The 14,528-nt window shown below is 62.9% G+C and carries 15 protein-coding genes; 10 read left to right on the forward strand and 5 right to left on the reverse strand.

Annotation, left to right across the window (positions count from 1 at the left end; all coding sequences use genetic code 11):
- Window positions 1-30: 30 nt before the first annotated feature.
- Window positions 31-1,260, reverse strand: a complete 1,230-nt coding sequence (locus HMPREF2993_RS05505) for an HNH endonuclease signature motif containing protein (protein ID WP_070701454.1) — start codon at window positions 1,258-1,260, stop codon at window positions 31-33.
- A 197-nt stretch (window positions 1,261-1,457) separates the two neighbouring features.
- On the opposite strand from HMPREF2993_RS05505, the gene HMPREF2993_RS05510 reads away from it, so the two are divergent.
- Window positions 1,458-2,036, forward strand: a complete 579-nt coding sequence (locus tag HMPREF2993_RS05510) for an LURP-one-related/scramblase family protein (RefSeq protein ID WP_070701456.1) — start codon at window positions 1,458-1,460, stop codon at window positions 2,034-2,036.
- Here the strand turns inward: HMPREF2993_RS05510 and HMPREF2993_RS05515 are convergent.
- Window positions 2,033-3,049 (reverse strand): HAD-IB family hydrolase, encoded by a 1,017-nt coding sequence (locus HMPREF2993_RS05515; protein WP_070513459.1) that lies wholly within the window; start codon window positions 3,047-3,049, stop codon window positions 2,033-2,035. The two genes, HMPREF2993_RS05510 and HMPREF2993_RS05515, sit on opposite strands and share 4 nt — an antisense overlap.
- Window positions 3,050-3,155: 106 nt before the next feature.
- Here HMPREF2993_RS05515 and HMPREF2993_RS05520 point away from each other — a divergent pair, with 106 nt between their 5' ends.
- The 9 genes from HMPREF2993_RS05520 (at window position 3,156) to HMPREF2993_RS05560 (ending at window position 12,372) form a co-directional block, all read left to right on the forward strand.
- Window positions 3,156-3,395 carry a glutaredoxin family protein gene (locus HMPREF2993_RS05520; protein WP_070513456.1) on the forward strand — a complete coding sequence of 80 codons (240 nt, stop codon included), beginning with the start codon at window positions 3,156-3,158 and terminating at the stop codon, window positions 3,393-3,395.
- A gap of 105 nt (window positions 3,396-3,500) precedes the next feature.
- Complete coding sequence (locus tag HMPREF2993_RS05525) at window positions 3,501-4,877, forward strand: glutamyl-tRNA reductase (protein ID WP_070513453.1); 1,377 nt, start codon at window positions 3,501-3,503, stop codon at window positions 4,875-4,877.
- Window positions 4,878-5,768 (forward strand): hydroxymethylbilane synthase, encoded by an 891-nt coding sequence (gene hemC / locus HMPREF2993_RS05530; RefSeq protein ID WP_070513451.1) that lies wholly within the window; start codon window positions 4,878-4,880, stop codon window positions 5,766-5,768.
- A 178-nt stretch (window positions 5,769-5,946) separates the two neighbouring features.
- Window positions 5,947-7,629 carry a bifunctional uroporphyrinogen-III C-methyltransferase/uroporphyrinogen-III synthase gene (locus HMPREF2993_RS05535; protein WP_049154863.1) on the forward strand — a complete coding sequence of 561 codons (1,683 nt, stop codon included), beginning with the start codon at window positions 5,947-5,949 and terminating at the stop codon, window positions 7,627-7,629.
- A gap of 85 nt (window positions 7,630-7,714) precedes the next feature.
- Window positions 7,715-8,692: a porphobilinogen synthase gene (hemB, locus tag HMPREF2993_RS05540; RefSeq protein WP_070701458.1), complete on the forward strand. Its 978-nt coding sequence runs from the start codon at window positions 7,715-7,717 to the stop codon at window positions 8,690-8,692.
- A 10-nt stretch (window positions 8,693-8,702) separates the two neighbouring features.
- Window positions 8,703-9,416 carry a hypothetical protein gene (locus HMPREF2993_RS05545; protein WP_046647805.1) on the forward strand — a complete coding sequence of 238 codons (714 nt, stop codon included), beginning with the start codon at window positions 8,703-8,705 and terminating at the stop codon, window positions 9,414-9,416.
- Window positions 9,413-9,910 (forward strand): hypothetical protein, encoded by a 498-nt coding sequence (locus tag HMPREF2993_RS05550; RefSeq protein WP_046647804.1) that lies wholly within the window; start codon window positions 9,413-9,415, stop codon window positions 9,908-9,910. The genes HMPREF2993_RS05545 and HMPREF2993_RS05550 overlap by 4 nt, the downstream gene beginning before the upstream one ends.
- Before the next feature lie 38 nt (window positions 9,911-9,948).
- A complete protein-coding gene (gene hemE / locus HMPREF2993_RS05555; protein ID WP_070701459.1) occupies window positions 9,949-10,989 on the forward strand; it encodes a uroporphyrinogen decarboxylase in 1,041 nt (346 codons plus the stop codon).
- Window positions 10,990-12,372 carry a protoporphyrinogen oxidase gene (locus HMPREF2993_RS05560; protein ID WP_070547306.1) on the forward strand — a complete coding sequence of 461 codons (1,383 nt, stop codon included), beginning with the start codon at window positions 10,990-10,992 and terminating at the stop codon, window positions 12,370-12,372. It begins immediately after the preceding gene.
- Here HMPREF2993_RS05560 and HMPREF2993_RS05565 read toward each other — a convergent pair whose 3' ends face one another.
- From HMPREF2993_RS05565 to HMPREF2993_RS05575, 3 genes are all read right to left on the reverse strand, one after another.
- A complete protein-coding gene (locus HMPREF2993_RS05565) occupies window positions 12,373-12,627 on the reverse strand; it encodes a Txe/YoeB family addiction module toxin (protein ID WP_070701460.1) in 255 nt (84 codons plus the stop codon). It lies immediately after the preceding gene.
- A gap of 5 nt (window positions 12,628-12,632) precedes the next feature.
- The gene (locus tag HMPREF2993_RS05570; protein ID WP_070701461.1) at window positions 12,633-12,890 is read right to left on the reverse strand and encodes a type II toxin-antitoxin system Phd/YefM family antitoxin; all 258 of its coding nucleotides are present in this window, start codon (window positions 12,888-12,890) and stop codon (window positions 12,633-12,635) included.
- 67 nt (window positions 12,891-12,957) lie between these two features.
- Window positions 12,958-14,469: an ABC-F family ATP-binding cassette domain-containing protein gene (locus HMPREF2993_RS05575; protein ID WP_070701462.1), complete on the reverse strand. Its 1,512-nt coding sequence runs from the start codon at window positions 14,467-14,469 to the stop codon at window positions 12,958-12,960.
- Window positions 14,470-14,528: the final 59 nt, after the last annotated feature.

Consider the following 14,528-nt stretch of genomic DNA (forward strand, 5'->3'; position numbering starts at 1 on the left):
CCGCGCCGTCGTTTCAAACGACGACACCGCTTAGAACGGAATATCTTCCTGCGGGGTGCTGGGGGTGCGGGGTTCCTCGGCAGCGTCGTGCGCGTTGTGAGCCTCTTGTGCTTCCTCGTAGGCGCGCTCGCGGGTGGCCGTGATCTTTTGGGCTACCGTCTGGGCCCAACGCTTCGTCTTCTTTGCCAGCGGGCCAGTCGGCTCCGTCATGGCCCACGTTCCGTCCTCGTAGAGCCACACGATGTCCCCAGTATGCGGATCCATGATGTAGTGCGCGCGCCCATCAGTCTTCATGTTGTGGTGGTGCTGGCACAGGCTGGCCAAGTTGCGCGGGTGCGTGGCGCCACCATCGGCGTAGTTAATGCGGTGGTCCATTTGGCACAGGTAGGCCGGCCGGTTGCATCCCGGAGCGCGGCAGGTGCCGTCCCGGCCCTCCACGTATTTGCGGATGAGCTCTGAACAAACGTAGCTGGCTGACTCCGGCGGCTGCGAGGAAAGGTCGCGCGTGCGTGTTGCGGGAATGTCCTGTGACGTCCAACCATGCCCTTGGACGAAGGTGGGAGCGTTGTCGATATCGCTGGCTTGATAGGTGTGCAGAATGACGGTCGCGGGCGGAGAGATACTGCCGGCGATGAGCTTCTTCAGGGCATCGGCCTGTGAAAGGCCGTTTTCCTTTGCTGCCTGCTTGATGTAGCCATCCAAAATCATGCCCGTGGCGCTATCGGTATTGAGCTCGAGGATGCCGCGCTCGCCAGTATCGGTAAAAGTATATGAGTCCTTCTTCGGGGAATCGCGGAAGGAAAAGGACTTGTTGATGCTCTTGCAGATATCGCGCACCTTGCGCCCAATCTGCGCCGGGGTAGGAAAGACCTGGTTCGGTGAGGTAGGGGTGAAGAAGGTGGCAAGGGCGTCGTCGATAAGCGCGAGTGTTTCCGCAGGCAGCGCGCCCAGTTTGGTCAAGGTGCGGTCGATGGTGATGAGCGCTTTCATATCGAGCAAGAACTGACTGTCTTGCAGGGCCTTGACCTGCGGTAGCTCCGTGAGGCGGTGCACGGCTAGACAGCATTCACTAACGGTGTAGTCCCCGACGCCAAGCTTGGTGACGAGCCTCTGGCACGCGACACCGAAATCCTCATCGAGGTCTGGCATGGCAGCTACCCACGAGCGGTAGTCTGCACGGCGAGCGGCGCTGCGCTCCACGGCGAGGGCGCAGTCAGGGTTCATATGGGAAAAGTAGGCGGTTTGGGTGGCGGTATTCACGGTATCCCCCGGGTTTGACGTGTCGATGATATGTTCTAAACGAACTATAAAACATGTCCCGGACATCTATCTCTACCAGGCATTATTGGGATATCTGGGTGAGAGTTATGGATCGTGTATTTGTCACTATAAACCGAGTGGGGAGTGTCATCCTTCTCACCCCACAGGAGCTCATCGCGTACGTAAAATGGCGAACTATGTTGCCTCGACTCCTCACTCTTGACAGCCTGGTTATTTCGCAGACCAAGTCCTTCATGCAGGATGAATTCCTGATCGCCGATGACGAGGGCGTGCCCGTCGGGACGATTCTGCAGTCGACGAGCCTGAAGGACATGTTCTTCAAGGCCTCCCGCAGCCTTCAAGTTGCCTTCACGGATGAGCAGGGAAACCCGCAACAGCCGCTCATGGTGATCAAGGATCCGCCCAACTTCGTGCAGGATACCTATGAGGTGTATCTGCCGGGCGTCGAGAAGCCCATGGCGATCGTGACCAAGCGGTTTGCCATGTTCAAGACGCGCCTGAGCCTAGAAATGGAGGGCTTCCCGGAGATCGAGATTGAAGGCGATGTCTGGGATTGGAATATCACGATTACCAGCCAGGGGCAGCCGCTGGCAGAGGTGCGCAACGAGTGGGGAGGCGTGGGCAGGTTCCTAGCCGGTAAGAATACCTACCGCCTCAGCATCGCGCCGGGGCTCGACCCGCAGCAGCATGCAGGGTTGATTGGTGCGGTCATGTGCATGGACATGCTGCGCACTAAGGCTCAAAACAGCAGTTAGCGGCGCACGAACCGCCAGCTGCCATAGGAGAAGAGCGCGGTGGCGAGTGCCGGGAGGCCGTAGGTGCGCACGGCCTTGCGTACCGAGCGGTAGTCGCGGATGAGCCAGCCTTTTTCTTCGGCGATATCGCGCAACTTGGAATCCGGGTTAATGGCCACGGGGGTCCCCACCATGGAGAGCATCGGGACATCGTTGGCGCTGTCGGAGTAGGCAGTGCAACGCTCAAGGTCGAGGTTCTCCAAGGTGGCCAGCGCTGCCACGGCGTGCTTTTTACCTGGGCCGTGGAGGATATCGCCGACGAGGCGGCCGGTGAAGCGACCATCTTTAACCTCCGCCACGGTGCCGAGCGCGCCCGTGAAACCGAAGCGCTGCGCCAGAATCTGCGCCAGCTGCACGGGGGTGGCGGTGACCAGCCACACCTGCTGGCCGGCGTCGAGGTGCATCTGCGCCAGCTGCTTCGTGCCCGGGTAGGCCTTCCGGGCCATCGATTGGTCCACGATGCTCTCGCACAAGGCCACCATCTCATCTACCGAGCGGCCCTTGACGAACTCGAGCGCCTGCACGCGCCCAGCAGCCACGTCGGCGGCATTCTCCGATCCGGAAATGCGGAACTTGAGCTGCTTCCAGGCAATGGGCAGAATTTCTGAGAGCTTGAAGTAGCGACGCCGCGCGAGGCCCAAGGCAAAGGACACGAGCGAGGACCCTTGGACCAAGGTGTTGTCCACATCAAAGAAGGCTGCAGCGCCGGCGTCTTGGGGGATGTCTGGGTCGGGCTCGGTTATGGAGCGCGACCCCGCCGATTCGAAGGAACCCTGGACGGAATCGATGCCAGAGGAGAAGGCATCCAGGTCGATGCCGAAGAGGTGCTCCACGGCGGCGGCTGCCGACGCCTCACCGGCCGTACGCTGGTGCTCTTCGCCGAGCGGGGCGAAAGCCTGTTGCTCCAGGAAATTGCGCAAGTTTCCCCTGCTAGCGGTCCAATTGGCAAGGAACTCGCGGGGAGAATCGGGCATACCAGGAGGGAGCGGGAGGGGCACGCGTTCAGCTTTCATAGGGTGGGCGGACTAACGTGTCCATAGTAAACCGCGAAACGTTCTACGTCCTACCGAGGAGAGCTTTATGTCCCACGTCGTCGAACTGATGGTGCGTACCACGTGCGGCTCCTGCGCGCGCGTTCTGGAGCAGATTACCCCGGTGGTCCGTCACGCTGGGGCAGAGCTTAAAGTGTGCAACGTCGATGAGGATGCGGAGCTGGCCATGGAATACGGCGATCGCGTTCCTGTTGTGGTTATTGATGGAGAGGAATTCTCCTGCTGGGAAGTGGACAATGAGGAGCTAGCGCAGGCGCTGGCGGACTAGCTTTCTGTGGGCACTTCCGTGAGTTTCGGAAACGAGATGACAACTAGTAGTCTTTTGGATGATCTATGTCATCCAAAGGGATGATGCAAAACTGGAGGGTTGTGCATGAGTGTGCTCGTCGTGGGCATGTCGCATCAGTCGGCGCCGGTGGCGCTGCTGGAAAAGCTGAGCATGGACGAGACCGTGCAGAATGACACTTGCCGGGCCATGGTGTCGGCGGGCTCGCTGAGCGAGGCGATGATTATCTCCACCTGCAACCGCCTCGAGGTATACACCGTCACCAACTCTTTCCACACCGGGGTCCAGGATGTCGTGCGCAACCTCGCTGACGTTTCCGGGGTGGAGGAGGAGAAGCTGCGCTCCTATCTCTATGTGCGCTATGCCGACGCCGTCGCTGAGCACCTCATGATGGTGGCCTCAGGCTTGGACTCGATGGTGGTAGGGGAGCAGCAGATCATCGGCCAGGTGCGCACCGCCTACCAGTTTGCTTCGGAGCAAGGAACCGTCGGCCCGCGCATCCATGCGCTGGCGCAGTCCGCGCTGCGCACCGGCAAGCGGGTGCATTCCGAAACCGAGATCGATGAGGCGGGCTCCTCCATGGTCTCCTTTGCTTTTGATCAGGCGCTGAGCCGCATGGGCAGGGAAGATCTCGCGGGCAAGCGCGTGCTCATCTTGGGCGCAGGCGCGATGGCCTCGCTCGCGGCAACGCACGCGGGGCGCCTGGGTGCGCAGCTAATTATCGCGAACCGCACCATTGCCCGTGCGGAGCGCGTGGCACAGCATGCCCATGAGGCGGGCGTGTACGCGGACGTTATCGACTTCTCGGAGCGCGCCCAGGCCCTGCGCGATGTGGACGTGGCAATTTCCGCCACGGGAGCCCAGGGCTTCACTATTACGGCGGCCGACGTCGAGCGCTATCACGTAGCCGACCGCGAGCTGATGCTCGTGGATCTCTCTCTGCCGCGCGATATTGATGACGCTGTGGCAGAGGTCGAGGGAGTCGATCTGGTCAACATCGAGAGGCTCAGCAACTCCCTGCAGGCAGCCGATACCGACCTGGCCGCCGGTACCAGCCCGCACGCGCAGGCGCGGCGCATCGTCAGCGAAGAGCTGGAAGCCTATGCCTCTGAGCAACGCGTCCGCGACGTCGTCCCGGCGGTCTCAGCTCTGCGCAAGCGGGCCGCGAACCTGGTCCAGTGCGAGGTAGCGCGGCTGGAGCAGAAGCACCCGGAGCTGGATGAGCGCCAGATGGGAGATATCAATCGCGCCCTCAAGCGCGTTGCGGATAAGCTGCTGCACGAGCCCACGGTCCGCGCGAAGCAGCTCGCGGCGAACTCTGGCACCGTGAGCCACGAGACCGCACTGCAGGAGCTTTTTGGACTCCACCTGGAGGGCAGCGGCGTCGCCGTGGACGTGGCGGAGCTGCCGGACGCCGCGCAGATGGAAGCCGCGGAAAGCACTAAGGAAGAAAAGGACGCATAGATGTTGAAGATCGGTACCCGAGGATCCCTCCTGGCCACGACTCAGTCGGGCCACGTGCAAGAGTGGCTGCAAGAGGAAGGCTATGAGGCTGAGCTGCACATCGTCACCACGCAGGGTGACGTCAATATGGCTCCCGTGGAGCGCATCGGCGTGGGCGTGTTTACCCAGGCCCTGCGTGAGGCCGTCGCCCGCGGCGAGTGCGAGATCGCAGTGCACTCTTTTAAGGACCTGCCCACGGCTGCCGACGAGCGCTTCGACCTCGTGGTTCCGCAGCGCCAGGACGTGCGCGAAGCACTTATTGCCCGCGATGGCCTGACCCTCAAGGAACTGCCGGAGGGCGCGCGCGTGGGTACGTCTGCCCCGCGCCGCATCAGCCAGCTGCGCGCGATACGCCCAGACCTGGACATCCGTCCGCTGCGCGGCAATATTGATACCCGGATGGGCAAGGTCACCAGCGGCGAGCTCGACGCCGTCCTCTTGGCCTACGCCGGCCTCGTGCGCGCGGGTTACGCGGATCGCGCCACCGAGGTCTTCGATCCGGAGATCTTCATGCCCGCGCCCGCGCAGGGTGCCCTGGCCATCGAGGCGGTCAAGGGGACCGAGGCGGCGAAGGCCATCGCCCTGCTTGCCGACGCCCCCGCTACCGCCGCCACCCGCGCCGAGCGCACCGTACTTTCCCAACTGGAGGCTGGGTGCACCGCGCCGGTGGCCGCTACCTCCCACTGGGAGGGCGATCAGCTTGTCGTGCGCGGTGGGGTCTTCGCTCTCGACGGCTCCCGCCAGCTCATCGCTCAGGCTCAGGGAACAGCGGACGAGGCTGAAGAATTGGGGCGCGCGGTCTCCAAGGAGCTCTTCGCGCAGGGAGCTGCAGACCTACTGGCAGCGGAGTAATCGCACGTAGATTTTTGGTTTCGGGCCTTTTCCTTTAGTGTGTATCTAGCACACGATCATTGAGAGCAATGATTAAGGGCCCCTTAACTCGCGAGTGAGGGGCTTTCTTATCTCCATCCCGCGCCTGCCACGCTTCGGCGCCGGGGCACTCGGAACCCACAAACTAGAAAAGAACCTTATGAGCAATGCCGTGCCGGATACCCAGCCTGAGCTGGGTAAGTCTGATCTGGGCAAAGTCGTCTTCGTCGGTGCCGGCCCAGGTAATCCTGATCTGCTGACCGTCCGCGCCCGCGAGGTTCTGGAGACCACCGCTAACGTTGTCACCGACGCGGGGGTTTCGCAGGGCGTGCGCGACATGGTGGCGCAGCAGGTGCCGGTTCCGCAGGAGCTTCTCGACGCCGCCGAGGAAGAGTACGAGCGCATCTGCGCCGCGGCCAAGGAAGCGGGCGCGCGCCGCAAGCCGCCGCGCCCAGCACCGCCGACGGCGGCGGTCTTTGAGGAGGTCGAGGGGGACGTCGTCAAGCAACTGCGTAACGCGCTCGAGCGCGCCGAGGGCCACGACGTGATCCGCCTGGTTACCGGTAACCCGCTCAACCGCGAATCCATCAAGGCGGAGATTACCGCCGTGGCCAACGCAGGCATGGAATTCCAGGTGGTTCCGGGCATGTCTCTGCCTTCGACGGTTCCCTCCTTTGCGGGCATTGCTCTCGGTGCCACGTACACCGAGGCTGATATCACGCAAGGGGCGGACTGGGACGCGCTGGCCACCGCGACGCAGCCGCTGGTTTTGCAGGCCACGGCGGATGACCTGCCGGTCATTTCCGCCGAGTTGGTGGAGCGCGGAATGCCCGCGGAGACGGAAGCATATGTCACCGTTCACGGCACCACGCGCCTGCAGCGCACCCACGAGACCACGCTGGGCACGCTGGGCAAACTTGATGCGGAGCTGCCGGGCGAGCTCGTGGTCACGCTGGGTCGCAGCTTTGATGATCGCTCGAAGTACTCCTGGTGGGAGAACCGTTCGCTCTATGGCTGGCGCGTGCTGGTGCCGCGCACGAAGGAGCAGGCCGCGGCGATGAGCGCCCGTCTGGCTGGTCACGGCGCTATCCCGCAGTCGGTGCCCACCATCTCCGTGGAACCGCCACGCAATCCGGCGCAGATGGATCGCGCCATCAAGGGTATCGTCGAAGGCCGCTACAAGTGGGTCGTGTTCACCTCCGTCAATGCGGTGAGCGCGGTGTGGAAGAAGATTGCGGAACTCGGCCTCGATGCCCGCGATTTCGCCGGCGTGCACCTCGCCGCGGTGGGGCAGAAGACCGCCGATGCGATTCGCTCTAAGGGCATGGTCCCGGAGCTGCTGCCGCCGGCAACGAAGCAGAACGCCGAGGGTCTCGTCGAGGTTTTCCCAAACTATGTTGAAGACATCGACGCTGTGGGGCGTGTGCTGCTGCCGCGCGCCGATATTGCAGGCGAGGCGCTGGTGACTGGCCTGCTGGACTTGGGCTGGGAAGTCGATGATGTCGTGGCCTACCGTACCGTTCGTGCGGCCCCGCCGGCCGCGGAGATCCGCGACATGATCAAGACTGGCGGTTTCGACGCCGTGGCCTTTACCTCGCCGTCGACGGTACGCAACCTCGTCGGCATTGCCGGCAAGCCGCATGCCCGCACCATCATCGCCTGCATCGGCCCCTCCACCAAGGCGGCGGCCGAGGAAGTGGGCCTGCGCGTGGACGTGGTCCCGGAGGTCGCGGACGTGCCGATGCTTGTCGACGCCCTCGCTGACCACGTCGCGGCCCTGCGCGCTGCCGGCAACCTTCCTGCTCCGCGCAAGAAGCGCCGCTCGCGCAAGAAGACGGCGTAGACCGCTTCTGGGCGGGCAGGAGAGGGGCGACTAGAGTCGAGAAGGTAGTTCAATTTTCTCGTAGCTCAAAGGAGAGTTTTTACTCATGAGCATTGCTCGCCGCCCCCGCCGCCTACGTCAGAACCCGGCTTTTAGGGATTTGGTTGCGGAAACCTCGCTGCGCCCCTCCGACCTCATCCTCCCGATGTTCGTGGTCGACGGTCTGAACGAACCCCGTGATATCCCCTCCATGCCGGGCGTGCAGCAGCACAGCCTGGATTCCCTCAAGCGTGCCGCGCACGAGGCCCTCGATGCGGGCGTGACCTGCGTTGACCTCTTCGGCGTGCCGCGCGAAGAGGATAAGGACGCGACCGGCTCCGTGTCCTGGGACCCGCAGGGCATCCTCAACGTGGCGATTGCGGAGCTGCGTCAGGAATTCGGCGATGACCTCATCGTCATGGCGGATACCTGCCTCGACGAGTTCACCTCCCACGGCCACTGCGGCGTGGTCGATGACCAGGGCCGCGTGCTCAACGATGAAACCGTGGAGCTCTACCAGGATATGGCCCGCTCCCAGGCCCGTGCTGGCGCGCACATGGTCAGCCCTTCCGGCATGATGGATGGTCAGATTGCCGCGATCCGCGAGGCCCTCGATGAGGCCGGCCACGAGGATGTTGCCATCATGGCCTACTCGGCCAAGTACGCTTCGGCCTTCTTCGGCCCCTTCCGCGATGCCGTGGGCTCCTCCCTGGAGGGCGACCGCCGCACCTACCAGCAGGACCCGCGTAATTTCCGCGAGTCCATGCTGGAAGTGGACCTGGACATCGAGGAAGGCGCGGACATCGTCATGGTTAAGCCTGGCCTGCCGTACCTCGATGTGCTGGCCGGTGCTGTCGAGCGCTCCTCCGTGCCGGTAGCTGTATACCAGGTCTCCGGCGAGTACGCGATGATTCAGGCCGCTTCCCAGAACGGGTGGATCGATGGCGAGGCCGTTATGCTGGAGTCCTTGACCGCGTTCAAGCGCGCGGGCGCGGATCAGATCCTGACCTACTTCGCCACGGACGCCGCCCGCTTGCTCAAGTAAAAGGAGAATCGTGACGTTCAGCCCGAACACTACGCCGTCGGCACACAAGCCGGCGAAGCAGGATACGGAGCCGGATAAGGAGCAGGCCAAGCGCACCGAAGCCGTCTCCCTCATGCTCAAGGTGTGGACCGTTGCCTTGGTGCTCGAGGTGGTGCACCTGGTCTTGAGCATCGTGCTGACCCTGCTGAATAGGGAGGAGCTCTTTGCCCAGGCCCGCACTACGGCGGAGTCCGCAGCGGAGAAGTCCGGGCAGGACGTCAGCGATGCCCTCGTACAGCTCGTGGGCTATGGCTCGGTGGCGTTTAGCTCGCTGATTTCACTCGCCATCGTGGTGCTGTTGGGCATCATGCTGGGCTTTATCCACAAGAACTCCAAGGCAGCCGGTACTGGCCGGCGCCTGTGGTTCGCCTTCTCCCTCTACTTTGGCCTCCGCGTGCTCATCGTCTTCATCAGCAGCCCCGCCGGGGCGAGCGCGCCGGATTGGCTCTTCTTACTCGATGGTGCCGTGCAGATCCTCGTCGGCGTGGCGGCCGTGATGGGCTTGATGTTCTCCACCAAGGAAGAGGTGCTCGAGTACACCGGCGAGATGGAGCAGCTGCGCCAGATGCGCAAGGAGATGGAGGAGCAGCGCCGCCAGGAAAACCTGGAGGAGCGCGAGAAGAAGAACAAGGACAATAAAGAAAAGGACAGGGAGAAAGAAGACAACAAGGACGGCAAGCGATGAGCGAGCGCCCCGGTCCCGCGGACTATAACCGCCGCCCACGCCGCCCTAAGAAGCAGGGTGAGCAAGACTTTTCCACCTGGCCTTCGCAGCTGCGCATTGCCTACTGGGTCTGCGTGATTGCCGCAATTGTCATGCTCACCGCCGGAATGGTGGGGATCTTTGGTTCCTATACATCGGTGACGAACACCCAGCTCAGCCCGGAGCAGGTGGACTATATCCGCTTCAACACGCGTTTTGCGGCCATCTCCAACGTGGTGGGTGCCGTCATCATCGCGGCCTGCTCCGCGCAGCTGGCAAGCGGCTCAGTATGGGCGCGCCGCATCATCACCGCGGTGTCTGCCTACACCATGTTCGTCAGCATTGCGGCGCTGATCGCGGGCGTGGGCGGGCTGCTCTTGCTGCTTATCCCGATGGCGCTCATGGTGGCCATCTACTTCCTCTTTCACCCGGATTCAACGGCTTTCATCAAGGCCCGTCGCGCCCAAAACTCCTGATTGGCGCCTACTCCAACTTTTGATTCATAATGGACGGTATGTCTCGACTGTCTGATGCGCCGCTAATTGCTGCCGCTACTGGCCACACGCCCTCCCGCCCGCCCGTCTGGTTCATGCGCCAGGCGGGGCGCTCTTTGCCGGAGTACCGCAAGGTGCGCGAGGGAATCAGCATGCTGGATTCCTGTTTCATGCCGGAGCTCCTCGCGGAGATCACCCTGCAGCCGGTGCGCCGCCACGATGTCGACGGCGCCATCTTGTTCAGCGATATCGTCGTCCCGCTCAAAGCCGCGGGCGTTGGCGTGGAGATCGTCCCCGGCCGCGGCCCCGTCATGGATGCACCCGTGCGCACCACGGAGGACGTGGACAACCTGCCTATCCTCGACGTGGATGTGCCCGAGGTCCGCCAAGGCATTGAGATCATTCTGAGCGAGCTCACCGACAAGCAGACCCTCATCGGCTTCGTCGGCGCACCCTTCACCTTGGCCAGCTACCTCATTGAGGGCGGCCCCTCGAAGAACCACGAGCGTACCAAGGCACTCATGCATTCCGATCCGGAGACCTGGCACCAGCTCATGGAGCGCCTGACCCCGACGATCATTTCTTTCTTGGAGCTCCAGCTGGATGCCGGCATCGACGCCATGCAGCTCTTCGATTCCTGGGCGGGTTACCTCAATGAGCGCGATTACCGCGAGTTCGTGCTGCCTTATTCGGAGCAGATCCTTAAGGTCGCAGAAGGCCGCGTGCCGCGCATTCACTTCGGCGTGGGGACTGGCGAGCTGCTCGGCGCGATGTCGGAGGCCGGTTCTGAGGTCATGGGCGTGGACTACCGCGTGAGCATGGATGCCGCCGCGGCCCGCGTCAACGCGGACATTCTCCAGGGCAACCTCGACCCAGCCCTGCTGTTCGCCGGCGAGGATGCGGTGCGCAAGGAAGTACGCGCCATCAAGGCAGAAATAGATGCCGCCCGCGCGGCAGGCAACCTGCGTGGACACATCTGGAACCTTGGCCACGGCGTGCTGCCGACCACGGAGGCGGAGGCCATTACCCGTGCCGTCGCCATCATCCACGAGGAGGGCTAAATGAAGATCGCGATCATCGGTGCGGGCCTCGCGGGCCTCACCGCGGCATGGGAAATCAAGCAGAACACTGAGGGCTCCCACGACATCTTCGTCTTTGAAGCAGCGGATCGCATCGGCGGCAAGCTGCACACCGTGGCCTTCAACGGCGGTCCGACGGACATGGGCGCGGAGGCCTTCATCCGCCGCCGCCAGGACGCCGTGGACTTCTTCACGGAGCTCGGCCTGCAGGATTCCTTTGTGGAGCCCAATCCGGAGTTGCGCCCGCGCGTGTACACCGGCGGCGAGCTGCACTTCCTGCCGCAGGGCGGGGTCATGGGTATTCCTTCCGAGCCGCAGGACTTCTTCTCCGAGGCGACCAACGAGCGCATCACCAACGAGCAGCCCTTCGAGTGGGAGATCGGCGGGGATGTCTCTGTGGGTCAGCTCGTTCGCCAGCAGTACGGCGATGACGTGGTGGACCACGTGGTCTCCGCGCTGCTCGGCGGTGTGTACTCCTGTACGGCCGACGACCTAGGCCTGCGCGCCACGGTTCCGCACCTGGCGGCCACGCTGGACACACTGGCGAAGGACGGCCCCGTCACGCTGTCGGCCGCAATCAAGCAGATCGAGTCCGGCCGCAGCCCGGCCGAAGGCTCCGTCTTTGGAACCTTCAAGGGCGGCTACGCCGAGCTTTACGAGGCCCTGGCTGACAAGTCCGGTGCGCAGATCCACCTGGACACCTTCGTCTCCGGCGTGACGCGCAAGGGCGATGCCTTCGAGGTCAAGGGCGCGCCGGGGGCTATCGGCCCCTTCGACCGCGTGCTCTTTGCCACCCCGGCACCGACCACCGCGCGCCTGCTCAAGGCCGTAGCCCCCGAGGCCGCCCAGGAGCTGTCCACCGTCCAGCTGGCTTCCTCTGTGGTTGTCGGCTTCAATTTCGCCTCCGCCACGGATCCGGAGGGCAACTCCCTTCCGGAGGCCACCGGCATCCTCGTCGCCTCCGATGAGCCTGACCTGCGCGCCAAGGCCTTCACTCTCTCCTCTAATAAGTGGCCGCACCTGAACGAGCGCGAGGGCTTCCTCGTGCGCGCCTCCTTCGGCCGCTTCGGCGATGACGCCCTCGTGCGCGCGGAGGAGGATGACCTGGTGGACTACGCCCTCGATGACCTGCAGAAGATCACAGGCTTCGACGGCCGCGCCGCCGGCGTGGAGGAGATCTACACGCAGCGCTGGTTCGGCGGCATCCCCCGCTATGACGAAAAGCATCTGGCCACCGTTGCCGCGGTCCGCGCCAAGCTTGCCGACGTCCCCGGTATCGCCACCGCCGGCGCCTGGGCTGATGGAGTCGGCGTGCCCGCCGTCATCGCGGGTGCCCGCGCTGCCGCGCAGGCGCTCGTCAACTAGCTAGTAGTGGTATCTGCACCCAGCAATCTCGATGGTCGCGCCCTTAATGCGATAGATCAGTCGGTGCTCTTCGGTAATTCGCCGAGACCAGAACCCGGCTAACTCGAACTTGAGTGGTTCGGGTTTTCCTATACCGACATTGCCGTTTCGTGCAATGTCTTTAATGAGGCTATTGATTCTCTTGAGGATCTTCTTGTTGTGAGCTTGCCACCAGAGGTAGTCCTCCCATGCTTCCTCTGTCCACGAAAGAATCATGAAGCTTAATCTTCCTCAACGAGCTCGTGCTCCGTTGCTTCCCCGGCGTTGAGACTCTCGATGGAGTCAAGCAGGCGCTGGGCATTGCGAGGGGAACGCAGAAGGTAAGCGGTTTCGCGAAGAGAGTTGTAGTCATCTAAGGAAACGATGACTGCAGACTCATGACCACTGCGAGTGATGATGACTTCTTCACGGTCATCAACGACTGACTGTAGGACCTCGGCGTATCTTGCTCGCGATTCCGAGTAGGACATGGTTTTCATAAGCTACTCCCTTCTTGTACAAGAAACTGTACAACGAAAAGGGGATGAGCGCTAGAGAGGTTTCAGTTTATGGGGCCACGTGAACGGTGCGCGTCAGATTGAGCTGCTCGCATACGTGCTCATCGTGGCTGACCAGGATGAATGCCCCGCGGTAGCTCGTGAGCACCTCAATCAGCCAATCGGTGGTGGGGATATCGAGGTTGTTTGTCGGTTCGTCGAGAAGCAGAAAGCGCGGGGCTGGGTCGCTGAGCAAGACGCGAGCGATTTCGACGCGGAAGCGCTCGCCACCAGAAAGCTGGCCCACGGGCTGGTGGATCTTGTCGTTGATAAAGAGCATCTGGGCCAGCTGGTCGCGCAGGAACTGCGGGTCCGCGCCGGGGTTGGCCTCCCGCACGATGTCGAACACCGATTTCTCCGCGGGCAAGACGATGCGTTGGCGGATGTACCCGCAGGGCAGCGCGTACTCGACGTCTCCGCGGGCGATGCGGTTGAGGAAGGTGGTCTTGCCGCTGCCGTTTGGCCCGGCGAGGCGAACGCGCTCAGGGCCAGTAATGCTGAGCAGATCGCTGACCAGCACGCGGGTGCCCGCGGGCAGCTCAGTGCCGGGGAGATCGATGTGGACCTGGGTGTCGTCGCGAAGCGCGCGCTGTGCCTTGTCATGAGCCGACAGGGCGGCAGCCACTGCATCGTTGGCCTGCTGAGAACGCCCAGCGGCCGAGCGCTCGGAACGGTTCTTGTCCAAGCCCATGGCCATGCCGGGCTTGCGCTTCGAGGCGGCGAAGTTCTTGCCGCGGCGGGCATCGCGCGCAATGCGGGTCTGCATAGCGGCGCGCTCGCGGATCTGTTTGCGGTGTTCGGCCTTGGTCTCCCTGACCTTGGCCTGCGCGGAATCCTGCTCAGCATCAATCGCTGCGCGGTAGGAGGAGTAGTTTCCCTCGAACTCGCGGAGTGTGCCGTGGTAGAGCTCCGCGATGCAATCCGCGTGCTCGAGGAGCTCGCGGTCGTGTGAGACGACGAGAACCGGCATCGGCGCGGTGCGAATGAGCTCGAGTAGGCGCTGGCGCGATTCGGAGTCCAGGTTGTTGGTGGGCTCGTCGAGGATCAGGAAATCCGGTTTGCGGAAGAAGGCGGCGGTCAGCGCCACAGTCACGGCTTCACCACCCGACAATGTGCCGATAGTGCGATCCAGCGGGAAGGGGATACCCGCAGCGTCGAGAGCTGCTTCAATACGCTCTGCTAAGTCCCACTGCTCACCAACAGCGGCAGCGAGCTCTTCCGAGTATTCGCCAGCCTCAATACGGGCAATGGCGCTGAGGACATCTGTTGCGCCAAAGACATCGGCGATGGTGTCAGACGTATGGAGGCCTAAATCCTGGTCGACATAGAGGACTGAGCCCGCGGATACCGTTCCTGAAGTCGGGGCAATGAGGCCAGCAAGCACCTTGGCCAGCGTTGATTTTCCGGAGCCATTCGCGCCGACCAAGCCCGTGAAGTGGGAGGAAAACGTACCGGTGAGGTCCGTGAAACAAGGGGCGCCGTCGGGCCAGGTGACGGTGAGATGAGAAAAAGAAATAGGCATGAAGAAATCCACCTTCGAGTAGGTCGCGTAAAAGTGTGACGTCGAATTAGGAAAAAATC

It is taken from the genome of Corynebacterium sp. HMSC068G04 (genome assembly GCF_001814885.1).
GTDB lineage: Bacteria > Actinomycetota > Actinomycetes > Mycobacteriales > Mycobacteriaceae > Corynebacterium > Corynebacterium hiratae.